The sequence below is a fragment of the Micromonospora chalcea genome (assembly GCF_002926165.1).
Taxonomy (GTDB): domain Bacteria; phylum Actinomycetota; class Actinomycetes; order Mycobacteriales; family Micromonosporaceae; genus Micromonospora; species Micromonospora chalcea.
Genome location: NZ_MAGP01000008.1, coordinates 1 through 14,941 on the forward strand (window position 1 = coordinate 1; position 14,941 = coordinate 14,941).

Sequence of the window (14,941 nt, forward strand, 5' to 3'; positions counted from 1 at the left end):
GACCCAGATCGAGGGCGCCGGGGTCAGCTGCGGGGGGCGGGGGCGGTGGAGCCGCGTACCACCAGCTCGGGCTCGAACAGCAGCTCGTCGTGCAGCACCCCGGCGCCCTCGATCTGGGTCACCAGCAGGTCCACGGCGGCCTGGCCCATGGTCTCGATCGGCTGGCGCACAGTGGTCAGCGGCGGGTCGGTGCAGGTCATGAACGCCGAGTCGTCGAAGCCGACCACCGAGACGTCGGCCGGCACCGCGCAGCCCAGACGCCGGGCGGCCCGGATGGTGCCCAGCGCGAGCACGTCGCTGGCGCAGACGATGCCGGTCGCGCCGCGCTCGATCAGCTTCGTGGCGGCGACCCGCGCGCCCTCCATGGAGAAGCTGGACCGCTCCACCATGGACCGGTCCTCGCCCCAGCCGGCGGCCCGGACCATGGCGTCGAGCTTGCGGCGCGAGGGCACGTGGTCGGCCGGGCCGAGCACCATGCCGATCCGGCCGTGGCCGAGCGAGCGCAGGTGGCCGTACGCCTGCTCGACGGCGACCGCGTCGTCGGTGGACACGCGCGGGAAACCCAGCTCCTCGACGCCGGCGTTCACCAGCACCACCGGCAGGCCCCGGTCGGTGAGGCGCCGGTAGTGCTCGTGCGAGGCGTCGGCGAGCGCGTACGAGCCACCGGCGAAGATGACGCCGCTGACCTGGTGGTCGAGCAGCATCTCCACGTACCCGGACTCCGGTACGCCGCCGATGGTGCGGGCGCACAACGCCGGGGTGAAGCCGCGCTGCGCGAGCGAGCCGGTGACCACCTCGGCCAGCGCCGGGAAGATCGGGTTCTGCAGCTCCGGCAGCACCAGGCCGACCAGGCGGGCGCGTTCGCCGCGCAGCTTGCTCGGGCGCTCGTAGCCGAGCACGTCGAGGGCGGTCAGCACGGCGGTCCGGGTCGCCTCGGACACGCCGCCGCGGCCGTTGAGCACCCGGCTCACCGTCGCCTCGCTGACGCCCGCCTTGCGGGCCACCTCGGTCAGGCGCTTCGTCACGGCGGCAATCGTACGTCGGATTCTTGCAAGAAATGAACAGCCGTACGGGTCGGTTCTTGCCAAGACGGGCGACAATAGGTCCGAAAGATCCGAGCAGATTGATGCTTGAAAGGAAACAGAGCACCGGAATAACATGAGGACCCTTGTCGATGGCCTGCGCCGCCGAGGCCACCCCGTCCCCGAGAAAGTGGGTGCTCCGATGTCGCGGAGCGTGCCGAGGATCCTCGCGGCGGCGCTCGCCGCCGCCGCCCTGCTCGTACCGCCCGGCGCCGCCACGGCCGGCCCGCCGCGCGGACCGGCCCCCGTGGTGACGCGCGCCGCGCTGGACCCCGCGCTCGTCGCCGGTCGCGGTGCGACTGTGGACTACGTCGAGCAGGAGGCGGAACACGGCCGGACCACCGGCACCGTGATCGGGCCGGACCGGTCGGCGTACACACTCGCCGGTGAGGCGTCCGGCCGCCGCGCCGTGCGCCTGCTGCCCGGCCAGCACGTCGAACTCACGCTCCCCCGGCCCACGAACGCGCTGACCGTGCGCTACAGCATCCCGGACGCGCCGGGCGGCGGCGGGATCACCGCGCCGCTGCGGGTGTCCGTCGGGCACGCGCCCGCCCGCACCATGACGCTGACCTCGCAGTACGCCTGGCTCTACAACCAGTACCCGTTCACCAACGACCCCGGCGCCGACCTGCTGCACCCGGACTGGTGGATCACCGAGTGCTCCTGCGTGCCGGCGGCCACCACGCCCGCGCCGGTGATCAGCAAGCCGTTCCGGCCGCACCACTTCTACGACGAGCAGCGGCTGCTGCTCGGCCGTACCCATCGGGCCGGTGAGGTGGTCCGGCTGACCGCGCCGCGCGGCACCGCCGCCGCGTGGACGGTGATCGACCTGGTGGACGCGCACCTGGTCGCGCCGCCGCGCGTGGTCCCCCGCGCGGTGAACGCGCTGTCCTTCGGCGCCGACCCGACCGGCCGGCGGGAGTCCGCAGACGCCCTCGACCGGGCCGTCGCGTACGGCGGGCGGGTGGACCGCCCGCTCTACCTGCCGCCCGGCACCTACCAGGTCAACCGGCACATCGTCGTGGACGACGTGACGATCGCCGGTGCGGGCAGCTGGTACACGATCGTGCGGGGACGCGAGGTCACGCTGGACACGCCCGCGCCCGACGGCTCCCGGCACACCGGCGTCGGCTTCTACGGCCGCGACGCCGCCGACGGCGGCAGCAGCGACGTGCACCTGTCCGGCTTCGCGATCGAGGGCGACGTACGCGAGCGGATCGACACCGACCAGGTGAACGCCATCGGCGGGGCGCTCAACCACAGCACGATCGACGGCCTCTATCTGCACCACACGAAGGTCGGCATGTGGTTCGACGGGCCGATGACCGGGCTGCGGGTCACCAACACCGTGATCGCCGACCAGATCGCCGACGGGCTGAACTTCCACACCGGCGTCACCCGCTCCTCGGTGACGAACTCGGTGGTCCGCAACAGCGGCGACGACGCCCTCGCCATGTGGTCGGAGGGGACGGCGAACGCGTCGAACACGTTCGCGTACAACACGGTGCAGTCGCCGGTGCTCGCCAACGGCATCGCGCTGTACGGCGGCGCGGACCTGACCGTCGCGCACAACCTGGTCGCCGACCCGGTACGCGAGGGCAGCGCGATCCAGGTGGGCAGCCGGTTCGGGGCGGAGCCGTTCACCGGCCGGCTGCGGATCGCCGGCAACACCACGGTGCGGGCCGGCACGTACGACCTGAACTGGAACATCGGCCTCGGCGCGCTCTGGTTCTACGCGCTGGACCGCAGCATCGACGCGGACATCCTGGTCAGCGGCGACGCGTACCTGGACAGCACCTACAACGCGATCATGCTGGTCAGCGACTGGCCGGTGAAGGACAGCGTCCGTATCGACAACGTCCGCTTCCGGGACATCCGGGTCGACGGCGCCGGGACGTCGGTGGTCAGCGCGCGTACGGCGGGCGGGGCGAGCTTCGCGAACGTCGACGCCCGCAACGTGGGCGCGGTCGGCGTGAACAACTGCGGGTCGTTCCACTTCACCCCGGCCGGGTCGGAGTTCGCCCTGACCGACCTCAGCGGCAACGACGGCGGCTGGCTGGCCCCGTGGCTGCTGCCGAACACCATCACCTGCGACGACCGTCCGCCGCTGGTGCCGCCGCCACCGCCGTCGCGCTGGTGACACACGACGCGACCCCCGCCGTCACGGGCCGGCGGGGGTCGCGGTACGTGTGTGGCTCAGGCCTCGGTGAGCTGGCCGCGCAGCTTGGTCAGGGCGCGGGCGAGCAGCCGGGACACGTGCATCTGGGAGACACCGACGCGGGCCGCGATCTCGCTCTGCGTCAGGTTGCCGTAGAAGCGCAGCGTGAGGATCTTCTGCTCCCGCTCGTCGAGCGTGGCGAGCGCCGGGCCCAGGGAGGCGCGCAGCTCGGCCAGCTCGTACTCGTTGTCCTCGGCGCCGAGGGTGTCGCCCAGCTCGGTGGCGCTGTCGCCGTCGCCGATCGGGGTGGACAGCGAGACCGCGTTGTAGGCGCGGGCGCCTTCCAGGCCCTCGAGCACCTCTTCCTCGGTGACGTCGAGGTGGGCAGCGATGTCGGCGACGGTCGGGGCCCGGTTGAGCGTCTGGGTCAGCGTGCTGTTGGCCTCGGAGATGCGCAGCCGCAGCTCCTGCAGGCGGCGCGGAACCCGGATGTTCCAGGTGCGGTCGCGGAAGTGCCGCTTGATCTCGCCGAGGATCGTCGGGATGGCGAAGCCGGCGAAGTCGACGCCGCGCGAGGCGTCGAACCGGTCCACCGCCTTGATCAGGCCCAGCGCCGCGGTCTGTGCCAGGTCGCCGGCCGGCTCGCCGCGCCCGCTGTAGCGGGCGGCCAGGTGGTTCGCCAGCGGCAGCCACGCCTCGATGACCTGGTTGCGCAGGGCGGCCCGCTGCGGGTGGCCGGCGGGCAGCGCGGCGAGCGCCGCGATCAGCTCGCTGGCACGGGACTCCTCACCGGTCTGCGGCGCGCGCTGCACCTCGGTCGCGGTCGATGCCATGGTCATCGTGGTCATGCTGCCCTTCCTGTCCTCGGAGAACGGGTGGCCTCCCACACCGGTCGTGCCAGCCACACTAGACCAAAGGCCATGGCCAAATCAACCGAACGGACGATGGAGATTTGGTGTCATATCCGGACATAGAGGCGAGCAACGGCGATCAGCGTGGCATCAACGGGCGGTAGTCGGCAGCCGTGAGTGGCAGCACCGAGAGGCTTCCGTCCGCGCGCGGCACCTCCAGCGGCTGCCCGCCGCGGCGGAACGCGACGCTGTACACGTCCGGTCGCTGCGTGAGGCTGCACACGATCTGCCCGAAGGCCAGCACCTCGTCGTTGCGGCCGGTCTCCTCACCGGCCTGGCGCACGTCGACTGTCGCCACGGTGCCGGCCAGCGTGGCCCCGGCCGCCGTCACCGTGCCCGGCAGCGCCGTGGACAGCCCCTGGCGGCGCTCCCCCGGACCGGGACCGGCCAGCAGGTGCTGAAGGTGCGTGTCCACCCCGGGCAGCCCGTCCACCCGGCGGTTGACCACGACCAGGCCGTCGTCCCGGACGAAGCAGAACGGCTCGTCCACCCGCCCGTCCCCGTCGGCGGTCGAGGACACCGCAGGCGTCGGGAAGGCCCCGGGCGGCGTCTGCACGAGCCGGGGCTCGTCGTCCACCGGCACCCCGCAGCCGGCGAGCAGCGCCACGGCGAGCAGGGCGGGCGCGAGCCGCCGCCGGCTCACCGGAGCGCTCCGGGCAGCTCGACCCGGAAACGGGCGCCGGGCGCGCGGTCCAGCACCCGCGCCGACCCGCCGTGCGCGTCGGCGTGCTGCGCCACCAGGGCGAGGCCGAGTCCGGTGCCGTCGGTGCCGGCGCGGTCGTGCGCCGCCCGGCCCCGCACGAACCGGTCGAAGATGATCTCCCGGTCGCCCGGCGGCACGCCCGGTCCGTCGTCGTCGACCTCCAGCACGCCCACGCCGTCGCCCCCGCCCAGGCGTACGGCGACCGGGCCGCCGCCGTAGCGCTCGGCGTTCTCCACCAGGTTCAGCAGCGTCTGCGCGAACCGGCGCCGGTCGACCCACCACTCGTGCGGGACGTCGCCTGCCACCTGCACCAGGCTCTCCGGCAGCGATCGTTCCCGGCAGGCGGCCCGGGCCAGCTCCACCACGTCGACCGTCTCGCGGTGCGCCGGCTGCTCGGTGCGGGCCAGCTGGATCAGGTCGTCGACGAGGCGCTGGAACCGGGTCACCTCGTCGGCCACCAGGCCGGCGGCGGTGGCGGTGCGTTCGTCCTGATGCTCGCGGCGGCGGTGCAGCACGCTCGCCGCCGCGGCCAGCGTCTGCAACGGCGAGCGCAGCTCGTGGCTCACGTCGGCGGCGAAGCGCCGGTCCCGCTCGATGCGGTGCACCAGCTTGTCGACCATCTCGTTGAACGAGCTGGACAGGCGGGTGAGGTCGGGGTCGGTGGTCGGATCGAGCCGGGTGGCGAAGTCCCCGCCCGCGATCCGTTCCGCCGCGTCGGCGACCGCTGTCAGTGGCCGCAGGCTGTGCCGGGTGGCGTACCAGCCGAGCGCCGCGCCCGCCCCGGCCACCATGATCGCCACGGCGATCAGCGCCAGGCCCACCACCTGGAACGTCTCCTCGACCTCCCGCAGCGAGGTCAGCTCGTAGTAGCCGAGCGCGCCGGGCAGCGGCACGCCGACCAGCAGCGCGGGCTGCCCGTCGAGGCGGATCCGCTGCACCGCGGGCTTGCCGTCGGCGACCATGCGCTGCAACTCCACCGGCACGGAGCTGGCGCCCACGTCGGCGGTGCGGGCGTACCAGCCGTCGGGCAGGTGCAGCAGCGGGCGGCGGGCGCTGCCGGTGTCGAGCGAGCGCAGCACCGCCACCACGTCCGGCGTGCCGGTGTCCAGGCCGGAGCGGACCACCGCCGCGTCGTAGTAGGCGGCCCGCACCGCGGTGCGCTCCCGCTCGTCGAGCAGCGAGCGCCGGGTCAGGTCGTACGAGAAGAGGGCCATCAGCGCGGACAGCAGCAACGCGCCGACGGCGAACGCCGCGGTGACGCGGGCGCGCAGTCCGGGACGGGTCATCGCTGCAGCTTGTAGCCGAGGCCGCGGAGGGTGACCAGGTGGCGGGGGTTCGCCGGGTCCGACTCGATCTTCTGCCGCAGCCGGCCGACGTGCACGTCGACGAGCCGCTCGTCGCCGGTCTCGTAGCCCCAGACCCGGCTGAGCAGCTGCTGGCGGGACAGCACCCGGCCGGCGTGCTCGGCCAGCTCGCAGAGCAGCCGGAACTCGGTGCGGGTGACCGGGACCGGCCGTCCGGAGCGGCGCACCTCGCCGGCCTCGGCGCTGATCTCCAGCTCGCCGAAGAACTGGGCGGGGGCGGGCCCGGACACGGTGCGGACCCGCCGGCGCAGCGCCCGCAGCCGGGCCGACAGCTCCTTGATCGCGACCGGCTTCACCACGTAGTCGTCGGCGCCGGCCTCCAGCGCGGCGACGATGTCGTGGGTGTCGTCGCGGGCGCTGATCACCACGACCGGCACGTCGTCGTCGCGGCGCAGCTGGCGGATGCAGTCGAACCCGTTCATGCCGGGCAGCATCAGGTCGACGAGCACGTAGTCGGACGGCTTCTCCCGCTGCCGTCGCAGCCCGTCCTCCGCGGTCGGGGCGCCGTACGCCTCGTAGCCCTCCTCCTCCAGGGCGAGCTGCAGCGCGAGCCGGATGCGGTCGTCGTCCTCGATCACCAGTACGGCCGTCATATGGGCATCATGACCGGCCCGGCACGGGTAGCCCAATCGCGTAGGCCGTTCGTGGTTTTTGTCATCGAACCGTCATACAACCGTCCGGGGACCTCCAAGATCGCTGCGCAGAGTGGGAATCGACACTGATCCCGCCACGGAAGCGACCTGATGCCCGCAACCCTGCCGTCCCCGCCGGAGTCCGCCGTGCCGCACGTGCGGGTGGACATCACCGACGAGCTGGACCTCGCCGGGCTGCCCGAGGTCGCGCACGTGCTGGACCGCATCCTCGCGCTGCGTCCCCGCGAGCTGACGATCGACCTCGCCGGGTGCCGCCATGTGGACGCCGCCGCGGTCGCGCTGCTGCTGGACGTGCACCGGCGGCTGGCGCGGCAGGACGGCGTGCTCACGCTGAGCAACCCGCACCCACGGATCCGGCGCATCCTGCAGACCTCCGGGCTGGGCGCCGTACCCGTCGTCGACACGCCCCGTCCGGCCGCGCGCGGCCGGGCCCGGGTCGCGTCCGCACCCCGCTGAGGAGGGGCCGTGACCGGAAGCACGCTCGTCGGAGCACTCGTGGTGGGCCTCGCCGGCGGCGGCGTGGGCCGGCTCGTCGTGCCGGGACGCAAGGCCGTCCCGGTCTGGCTGACGCTGGCGCTCGGCGTGGCCGCCGCGCTGCTCGGCGCGATCGTGGTCGGGCTGGTGGACCGCCGCCCCGACGCCTCGCCGCTGCTGTCCCTGATGATGCAGACCGCGTTCGCGGCCGTGGCGGTCGTGCTGGCGGTGGTGACGGCGGGCGGCACGGGCGCGGACCGGCAGGCGCCCGATCCGGGCGCCCGGCGGAAGGAGGAGGTGTGACAGTCGTCCCCGCGGACCACCTGATGATGCTCATCTGCGACGGCTGCGGCGACAGCGTCACCGGCGCGGGCGCGACGCTGCCCGACGCCGAGGTGGTGTGGACGCTCGTGTTCGAGCACGACTGGGTCGGCTCGCCCTTCGCGTCCGGCCCGCACCACTGCCCCCGGTGCAGCGTCCGGGCCACGGTCGCCGAGGACGGCCTGGGCACCGAGGACCTGGAGCAGGTGGCCGGCACCCCGGCCGCCGCCGACGTCGATCCCGCCGAGGCGGTACGCCGGGCGATCGCGGAACGCTCCGTGCGCGGCGACCGCGAACTGGTCGACCTGTCCGCGCTCGAGGTGATCGACTCGGCCGGGCTCGGCCTGCTGGTGCGCGCGCACCAGGACGCCCGGCGCGACGGCCGCCGGCTGTGCCTGCTGTCGCCGTCGCGCTTCGTGCTCACCGTGCTGCACACGATGCGGCTCGACGGCGTCTTCACAGTCGTCGACGGCCGCGCCCCGGCGCCGGGATCCGCGTCCCGGCGCGCGGTCATGACCGAACAGAAGGAGCCCTCCCCGTGGTGATGCCCTGGCCGTACCCCGAGTTCCCGTACACCGGCCGTGAGCCGGAGCCCGACGACGCGGACAGCCGGCTCGCCTCGCTCGTCGCCCAACGGCTGAGCGCCGACTGGACCACTCGGCGGCAGCAGATCACCGTCACCGTGCAGAACCGGGTGGTGATCCTCGCCGGCCTGGTGGCCGATCCGGAGACCCGCCTTGTCGCCGCCGAGCTGGCCTGGGACGTGCCGGGCGTGTTCGACGTCTGCAACGCGCTGCGGCTCTACGGCGGGCGGCGCGGCGGCCGCTGAGCCACCGGCTGTTGCACGGATCGGCATCCGCCTCTACGCTCGCCCTGGGAGCGCTCCCCCAGGCCGCCGCGTCGGGCTTTCCGGGCAGGTTCACGACGGGCACCGTCCGATCACCATCAAGCGATGGGACCTTCCCGTATGTTCTCGATTCCCCGCCCGTCCCGGCGGCACCTGCTCGTCGGCGGCGCGGTCGGCGCGCTCGCCCTGGCCGCGACGGCCGTCCTGCCGTCGCCGAACGCGATGGCCGCGACCGGCTGTGCCGTCACCTACACCACCAACTCGTGGCCCGGGGGCTTCACCGCCACCGTCGCGGTGAAGAACCTCGGCGACCCGGTGAGCAACTGGACGCTGGGCTTCACCTTCCCCGACGGGGGCCAGCGCGTGGTGCAGGGCTGGTCGGCCACCTGGCAGCAGAGCGGCTCCTCGGTCACCGCGCGCAGCGCGGACTACAACGGCGCGCTCGGCACCGGCGCGAGCACCACTGTGGGCTTCAACGGCTCCTGGACCGGGTCGAACCCGAACCCCACCTCGTTCACGCTCAACGGCACGGTCTGCACCGGCGGCACCGGCACGCCGCCGCCGAGCACCCCGCCGCCCAGCACGTCCCCGCCGCCGACCACTCCCCCGCCCACGACGCCGTCGCCGACCGGCACCACCCCGGTCGCGATCAACGGCCAGCTCCAGGTCTGCGGGGTCAACCTCTGCAACCAGTACGGACGGCCGATCCAGTTGCGCGGCATGAGCACCCACGGCCTGCAGTGGTTCGCCAACTGCTACACCGACTCCTCGCTCGACGTGCTGGCCGACGAGTGGCAGGCGGACCTGCTGCGCATCTCGATGTACGTGCAGGAGCAGGGCTACGAGACCAACCCGGCCGGCTTCACCGCCCAGGTGAACACGCTCGTGGACAAGGCCGAGGCCCGCGGCATGTACGCGCTCATCGACTTCCACACGCTGACCCCCGGTGACCCGATGTACAACCTGGACCGGGCCAAGACGTTCTTCGCCAACGTGTCGGCGCGCAACGCGGCCAAGAAGAACGTGATCTACGAGATCACCAACGAGCCCAACGGGGTCAGCTGGTCCACCATCCGCACCTACGCCGAGCAGGTCATCCCGGTGATCCGGGCCAACGACCCGGACGCGGTGATCATCGTCGGCACCCGCGGCTGGTCCTCGCTGGGCGTGTCCGACGGCAGCAACTCCGACGAGATCGTGAACAACCCGGTGCGGGCGCAGAACATCATGTACACGTTCCACTTCTACGCCGCCTCGCACCAGGACAACTACCGCAACGAGGTGCAGCGGGCCGCCTCCCGGCTGCCGCTGTTCGTCACCGAGTTCGGCACCGTCACCTACACCGGCGACGGCGCCGTCGACGTCGCCAGCAGCAACGCCTGGCTCGACCTGCTCGACCGGCTGAAGATCAGCTACGCCAACTGGACGTTCTCCGACGCCCCCGAGGGTTCGGCCGCGCTGCGGCCGGGCACGTGCGCGTCCGGCTCGTTCAGCGGGACGTCGGTGCTGACGCAGTCCGGCGCGTACATGCGCGACCGGATCCGCACCCCCGACAACTTCCCGACCTCCTGACCGGGCGGCCGGCGGCGATCCTTCCCCTTCGGGTCGCCGCCGGTCAGCCCTCGATCAACCCGGCCCGGCGCCACAGCAGCCGGCCCGGCCCGGCCACCAGACCCAGTTCGGTCAGATGCTCGGCGATCCGCTGCGCCGACCAGCGCAGTGTGGCCCGCCAGTGCGGGTTGGCCCGCGCCGCGGCGTGACCGGCCGCCGGGTCGATCCCGACCGACGCGTACGCCCGCGGGTGCACCAGCCGCCGCGTGATCGAGTACGCGGCCCGCCCGATCACCAGCCGCGCGTACGTGAGCGCGACCGGCCCGGCCGCCTCCACCTGCCGGGCCAGCTCGTCGCGGGCGAAGCGCACGTGCCGGGCCTCCTCCACCACGTGGATGCGCGACACCATCCGGATCAGCGGCTGCAACGACTCGTCGGCCATGATCTCGCGCTGGAACGAGTCGAGGATCTCCTCGGCGATCAGGATGGCCGCGTACATCTGCGGGCCGGTGGCGGTGGCCTTGAGCCAGCGCCCGAGCAGGTGGTCGACGGGCTCGGCGCGGTAGACGGGCGCGCCGGTGGCCTCGATGAGCCGGCCGAACATGATGGAGTGCCGGCACTCGTCGGCGACCTCGGTCAGCGCGTACTGGGCGTGCCGGCTGGTCGGATCCGCGTCGTAGTAGTGCCGGATCAGCATCTGCATGAGGATCGTCTCGAACCAGATCCCGGCGCTGGCCGCGCTGGCCACCTCGTGCTTGGTCAGCTCGACCCGCTGCTCCTCGGTCAGCCCGTCCCACAGTGGCGTGCCGTAGAGGCTGCTGCGCGACGGCGGCAGCCAGTACGCGCCGGGCACTGGTGGCGCCGACCAGTCGACGTCCACCAGGGGGTCGTAGCTGGTACGCACGGAGGCGGTGAGGAGGCGGGCGGCTACCGCCTCGCGCGGGAATCCGGCCATGACCCCTCCATATTGACGTAACTTCCAGTAACTGTTACGAGTGGTAGCATGCGACGCACCACCACCGATGTCAATGGCCCCGACCCCTCGCCGGAGCCGTCCCCGCCACGGTCCGGAGGGCGGCGTGACCGCTGGGCGGAGCACCGCGAACAGCGCCGCCAGGAACTGATCGCCGCCGCCGTGCAGGCGCTGCTGCGGCACGGCCCGAACGTCGACATGGACCAGGTGGCGGCCACCGCCGGGGTCAGCAAACCGGTGCTCTACCGCTACTTCGCCGACAAGGCGCAGCTCTGGCTCGCGGTCAGCGAGGTGGTCGCGGAGCGCGTGGTGGCCGCCGTCGCGCCCGCCGTGGAGCAGGTCCGCGAGGAGCGGGCGCTGGTCGAGGCGACGATCGACGCGTACCTGAGCGTGGTGGAGTTCGAACCCTCGCTCTACCGGTTCCTGGTGCACGAGTCCGGCCACCCCGGCATCCAGCAGGTGGTCGCCGGCACCAGCCGGCAGGTCGCCACCGGGCTGGCCCGGGTCATCGGCGACCGGCTGCGCGCGCTCGGTCTCGACGCCGGGCCGGCCGAGCCGTGGGCGTACGGGCTGGTCGGGTTCGTGCAGGCGGTCGGCGACTGGTGGACCACGCACGGGCAGCCGATCCACCGGTCCGCGCTCACCGAGTACCTGACCACGCTGCTGTGGAGCGGCATCGAGGGGGTCCGCCGGGGCGCGGACCTGCCGCCGGAGCTGACCCGCGCGCACGAACGGATCGACAGGTGACCTGGCAGGGCACGGCCGAGATCGCCGGCACCCCGGTACGGCTGCACGCCGGCGGCCGGTTCGAGCCGGTCGACGGCCGCTACCACTGGGCCGGGCGCGTCGAGCCGGAGCCACGCCTGGTGCGGCTGCTGCGCTCCGGCCGCCGCGACGTGGAGATCCGCATCGGCGAGCGGGTCACCCGGGCCCGGCTGACCGAGGTGGACCCGTGGGGCGGGGTGCGCATCACCGGCGTCGGCACGCCGCCCTGGCCCCCCGAGGAGGAGTGACACGTACGGTGAGGGGATGACGCCGACCGCCACCGTGCTGCTGGTCTTCGGGCGGGGCGTGGTGGCCGGCGACGACGGCTACCGGCTCACCGCCGAGAGCGTCGCGCGCACCGAGGCCGCGGTGGCGTACGTCCGCGCGCACGCCGACGAGTTCCGCCGCGCGCCCGGCGCCCGGGTCGTGTTCACCGGCGGCTGGCCGCACGGCCCGGCCGGGGCGCCCGGTCCGCCGCCCGGATTCCGGGAGGGCGAGCTGATGCGGGCGCTGGCGCGCGAGGCCGGCCTCGACGCGTACGCCCGGTCGGCGGCCGAGACCCGGTCCCGCACCACGCTGCAGAACCTGGCGCACACGGTGCAGGACGGGCTGCTCGGCGCGGCCGAGTTCACCGCGCGGCACCCGCTCGGGCTGGTCACGCATCCGTGGCACCTGCCCCGCGTCCGGCTGCTCGCCGCGCGCGTGCTCGGCCTGTCCGGCCCGGCGCTGGCCGACGTGCCGGTGACCGCGCCCGACCCGGTGCCGGCCCGGCGCGAGCGGGCCGTCCGGGCGCTCAGCCGGCTCGGCTATCTCGGTGTGCGTACCCCGGAGGCGTCGCTGCGCCGCGAGCGCGCGCTGAGCCGCGCGGCCGACCGGATCGGACGCCTCACGCCCCGGCGGTGATTCGCGGTCGCGGGCCCGGGGTACGACGCTCCTCGATCGACCCGGCGGACCGTGCCGGCGGGCGAGTCCACCCCGGGAGGTCCAGTGATCGTGCTCGTGCCCGTGTACCGGCCGGGCGACCGGCTTCCGCCGCTGGTCACCGACCTGCGGGCCGCGCTGCCCGGGGCGCGGGTGCTGGTCGTGGACGACGGCAGCGGCCCGGCCGCCGCCGGGGTGCTGCGCGCGGCCCGCGACCGGGGCGCCGAGGTGCTGCGCCGCCGGGTCAACCGGGGCAAGGGCGTGGTGCTGCGCACCGGCTTCCGGTACGCCGCCACGCGCCACCCGGGACACGATGTGACCTGTATGGACGCCGACGGTCAGCACCGCGTGGAGGACGTGTGCCGGGTGGCCGGGCGGATGCGCGCCACCGGCGCGATGACGCTCGGCGTGCGCCGCTTCGACGGCGAGGTGCCGGCGCGCAGCCGGTTCGGCAACGCCGCGACCCGGGTCGCGTTCCGGCTGGCGACCGGCCGGGACGTGCGGGACACCCAGACCGGGCTGCGGGCGTACCCGGCCGGGCTGCTGGACTGGCTGGTCACCGTCCCCGGCGACCGCTTCGAGTACGAGATGGACGTGCTGCTGCGCGCGGTGGGCGCCGGGCTGCCGGTCGAACAGGTGGACATCGCCACCCGCTACCACGCGGGCAACGCGGGTTCGCACTTCTCCGCGCTCGCCGACTCGGTGCGCATCTACCGTCCGCTGGTCGGCTTCGCCGCGGCCCGGCTGACCGGCGGTGCCCACCCGGAGCGCATCCCGGACACCGCCGTCACGACGTCGCGTCCCACACCTGCGACTCGAACTCCCTGAGCTGCTCGCGCAGCGACGGCGGGCACGTGGTGCGGTACGGGTGCCCGTCGTCGGCGGGCACCGCGCGGACCATCTCGTCGATCATCTCCTGGGGGTCGCGCTGGTGGCCCAGGTAGTCGCTGAAGTCAGGGCGCGGCAGCAGCGCGGTGGACTCGTCCCACCACTGGGACATGGTCTCCACGCCGGTGTCGTTGTAGCCGGTCCGGTACGGGCCCGGGTTGATCACGGCGACGCGCACGCCGCGCGGTTCCAGCTCGCCCTTCATGGCCCAGGCGAGCGCCTCGATCGCGTGCTTGGTGGCGGCGTAGACGCCGATGAACGGCCGGGTTCGTACGCCGACCGCCGAGGACACCCAGACCACCTTGCCGGCGCCCCGGGCCAGCATCGGCGGCACCAGGTCCTGTGCCAGGTGCAGGTGGCCGAAGACGTTCACGTCGAACGAGCGGCGGACCCGCTCCATCGGGATCTCCACCACCGCGCCGGCCTCCTGCAGGCCCGCGTTGAGCACCAGGATGTCGACACGGTGGCGGGCGGCCGCGGCCCGGTCGGCCGGGTCGGTGACGTCCAGCTTGATCGCGTCCAGCGCGACGCCGGCCCGTTCGGCCTCGGCGCGCAGCTCGCGGACCTGCGGCCAGATCTGTGCCGCGGCGATCACGTGGTGGCCGGCGCGGGCCAGCCCGAGCGCCGTGCCCCGGCCGAGCCCGCTGCCGGCCCCGGTGATCAGGATGTCCGCCATCGGGCTCAGCCCTGCCGGGCCTTCTGCCGCCGGTCGGACTTGTTCAGCACGAACAGCTTGCCCCGGCGCCGGACCACTATCGAGTCGGCCTTGCGTTTGAGTGCGCGCAGGGAGCTTCGGACCTTCATATCCGCTCCTTCGGTTCCCGCCGGTGTCCGTCCGGGACGGGTACCCGCCGCGGCGGTGCTCATGCCCGGTCCCGCGTGATCGCCACCGCTTCGCCGAGGTGGCGGCATCACCGTGTCCGGGATGCCGCCACCTCGGCGTACTGGCGTGCGGATCAGGCGGCCGTGCAGGGGCTTCCGTTGAGCGTGAACGAGCCGGGTTTACCGGCGTTGCCGGTGTGGGTGGCCTGGAAGCCGATGTCCACCGAGCCGCCCGGTGCGATCACCGGGTTGTAGGAGACGTTGCGGGCGGTCACCGCGCCGCTGGTGGGGCTGTACGTGGCGTTCCAGCCGCCGGTGATCGTCTGGCCGCCCGGCAGCGTGAACGCGAGGCTCCAGCCGTTTATCGCCGTGGCGGACGTGTTGGTGATCGTCACCGAGGCGGTGAGGCCGTTGTTCCAGGCGTTCACCACGTACCCGACCCGGCAGGCCCCCGACGGCGGCGGCGTCGTGGGCGGCGGCGCCGTGGTGGGCGAGGACGTCGTCGGCG

19 protein-coding genes are annotated in these 14,941 nt (G+C 73.6%); 10 read left to right on the top strand and 9 right to left on the bottom strand.

The window, feature by feature from the left end; genetic code table 11:
- Positions 1 to 23 precede the first annotated feature (23 nt).
- The gene (locus tag BAW75_RS02085; protein WP_104112441.1) at positions 24 to 1,025 is read right to left on the bottom strand and encodes a LacI family DNA-binding transcriptional regulator; all 1,002 of its coding nucleotides are present in this window, start codon (positions 1,023 to 1,025) and stop codon (positions 24 to 26) included.
- A 199-nt stretch (positions 1,026 to 1,224) separates the two neighbouring features.
- On the opposite strand from BAW75_RS02085, the gene BAW75_RS02090 reads away from it, so the two are divergent.
- Positions 1,225 to 3,222: a glycosyl hydrolase family 28-related protein gene (locus tag BAW75_RS02090; protein WP_104112442.1), complete on the top strand. Its 1,998-nt coding sequence runs from the start codon at positions 1,225 to 1,227 to the stop codon at positions 3,220 to 3,222.
- A gap of 56 nt (positions 3,223 to 3,278) precedes the next feature.
- On the opposite strand, the gene BAW75_RS02095 is transcribed toward BAW75_RS02090, so the two are convergent.
- The 4 genes from BAW75_RS02095 to BAW75_RS02110 form a co-directional block, all read right to left on the bottom strand.
- Entirely contained in the window at positions 3,279 to 4,088 is an 810-nt protein-coding gene (locus BAW75_RS02095) for a SigB/SigF/SigG family RNA polymerase sigma factor (RefSeq protein ID WP_043324319.1), read from the bottom strand.
- 142 nt (positions 4,089 to 4,230) lie between these two features.
- Entirely contained in the window at positions 4,231 to 4,794 is a 564-nt protein-coding gene (locus tag BAW75_RS02100) for a GerMN domain-containing protein (protein ID WP_104112443.1), read from the bottom strand.
- Positions 4,791 to 6,140, bottom strand: a complete 1,350-nt coding sequence (locus tag BAW75_RS02105; protein ID WP_043324322.1) for a HAMP domain-containing sensor histidine kinase — start codon at positions 6,138 to 6,140, stop codon at positions 4,791 to 4,793. The genes BAW75_RS02100 and BAW75_RS02105 overlap by 4 nt, the downstream gene beginning before the upstream one ends.
- Positions 6,137 to 6,811 carry a response regulator transcription factor gene (locus tag BAW75_RS02110; protein WP_043324324.1) on the bottom strand — a complete coding sequence of 225 codons (675 nt, stop codon included), beginning with the start codon at positions 6,809 to 6,811 and terminating at the stop codon, positions 6,137 to 6,139. Before BAW75_RS02110 ends, BAW75_RS02105 begins: the two co-directional genes overlap by 4 nt.
- Before the next feature lie 150 nt (positions 6,812 to 6,961).
- Here BAW75_RS02110 and BAW75_RS02115 point away from each other — a divergent pair, with 150 nt between their 5' ends.
- The 5 genes from BAW75_RS02115 (at position 6,962) to BAW75_RS02135 (ending at position 10,085) form a co-directional block, all read left to right on the top strand.
- A complete protein-coding gene (locus BAW75_RS02115) occupies positions 6,962 to 7,327 on the top strand; it encodes an STAS domain-containing protein (RefSeq protein ID WP_043324327.1) in 366 nt (121 codons plus the stop codon).
- A gap of 9 nt (positions 7,328 to 7,336) precedes the next feature.
- The gene (locus BAW75_RS02120; RefSeq protein ID WP_104112444.1) at positions 7,337 to 7,648 is read left to right on the top strand and encodes a hypothetical protein; all 312 of its coding nucleotides are present in this window, start codon (positions 7,337 to 7,339) and stop codon (positions 7,646 to 7,648) included.
- The gene (locus tag BAW75_RS02125) at positions 7,645 to 8,211 is read left to right on the top strand and encodes an STAS domain-containing protein (RefSeq protein ID WP_104112445.1); all 567 of its coding nucleotides are present in this window, start codon (positions 7,645 to 7,647) and stop codon (positions 8,209 to 8,211) included. The genes BAW75_RS02120 and BAW75_RS02125 overlap by 4 nt, the downstream gene beginning before the upstream one ends.
- Complete coding sequence (locus BAW75_RS02130) at positions 8,205 to 8,495, top strand: BON domain-containing protein (protein WP_030504076.1); 291 nt, start codon at positions 8,205 to 8,207, stop codon at positions 8,493 to 8,495. The genes BAW75_RS02125 and BAW75_RS02130 overlap by 7 nt, the downstream gene beginning before the upstream one ends.
- Before the next feature lie 138 nt (positions 8,496 to 8,633).
- A complete protein-coding gene (locus BAW75_RS02135) occupies positions 8,634 to 10,085 on the top strand; it encodes a cellulase family glycosylhydrolase (RefSeq protein ID WP_104112446.1) in 1,452 nt (483 codons plus the stop codon).
- 43 nt (positions 10,086 to 10,128) lie between these two features.
- Here the strand turns inward: BAW75_RS02135 and BAW75_RS02140 are convergent, their stop codons facing one another.
- Positions 10,129 to 11,019 (bottom strand): AurF N-oxygenase family protein, encoded by an 891-nt coding sequence (locus BAW75_RS02140; protein ID WP_043324341.1) that lies wholly within the window; start codon positions 11,017 to 11,019, stop codon positions 10,129 to 10,131.
- Positions 11,020 to 11,067: 48 nt separating this feature from the next.
- On the opposite strand from BAW75_RS02140, the gene BAW75_RS02145 reads away from it, so the two are divergent.
- The 4 genes from BAW75_RS02145 (at position 11,068) to BAW75_RS02160 (ending at position 13,551) form a co-directional block, all read left to right on the top strand.
- Positions 11,068 to 11,784 (top strand): TetR family transcriptional regulator, encoded by a 717-nt coding sequence (locus tag BAW75_RS02145; RefSeq protein ID WP_104112447.1) that lies wholly within the window; start codon positions 11,068 to 11,070, stop codon positions 11,782 to 11,784.
- Positions 11,781 to 12,050, top strand: coding sequence for a DUF4873 domain-containing protein (locus BAW75_RS02150; protein ID WP_043324346.1), 270 nt, complete (start codon positions 11,781 to 11,783; stop codon positions 12,048 to 12,050). The genes BAW75_RS02145 and BAW75_RS02150 overlap by 4 nt, the downstream gene beginning before the upstream one ends.
- 16 nt (positions 12,051 to 12,066) lie before the next feature.
- Positions 12,067 to 12,705: a YdcF family protein gene (locus BAW75_RS02155; RefSeq protein ID WP_104112448.1), complete on the top strand. Its 639-nt coding sequence runs from the start codon at positions 12,067 to 12,069 to the stop codon at positions 12,703 to 12,705.
- Between the two features lie 90 nt (positions 12,706 to 12,795).
- Complete coding sequence (locus BAW75_RS02160; RefSeq protein WP_244205992.1) at positions 12,796 to 13,551, top strand: glycosyltransferase family 2 protein; 756 nt, start codon at positions 12,796 to 12,798, stop codon at positions 13,549 to 13,551.
- Here the strand turns inward: BAW75_RS02160 and BAW75_RS02165 are convergent.
- From BAW75_RS02165 to BAW75_RS02175, 3 genes are all read right to left on the bottom strand, one after another.
- Positions 13,511 to 14,287 carry an SDR family oxidoreductase gene (locus tag BAW75_RS02165; RefSeq protein ID WP_104112450.1) on the bottom strand — a complete coding sequence of 259 codons (777 nt, stop codon included), beginning with the start codon at positions 14,285 to 14,287 and terminating at the stop codon, positions 13,511 to 13,513. The genes BAW75_RS02160 and BAW75_RS02165 overlap by 41 nt on opposite strands.
- 5 nt (positions 14,288 to 14,292) lie before the next feature.
- Complete coding sequence (locus BAW75_RS02170; RefSeq protein WP_043324353.1) at positions 14,293 to 14,415, bottom strand: ribosomal protein bL36; 123 nt, start codon at positions 14,413 to 14,415, stop codon at positions 14,293 to 14,295.
- A 152-nt stretch (positions 14,416 to 14,567) separates the two neighbouring features.
- Positions 14,568 to 14,941: cellulose binding domain-containing protein (locus BAW75_RS02175; protein ID WP_208635166.1), on the bottom strand; the 374-nt coding region annotated here is incomplete at its 5' end.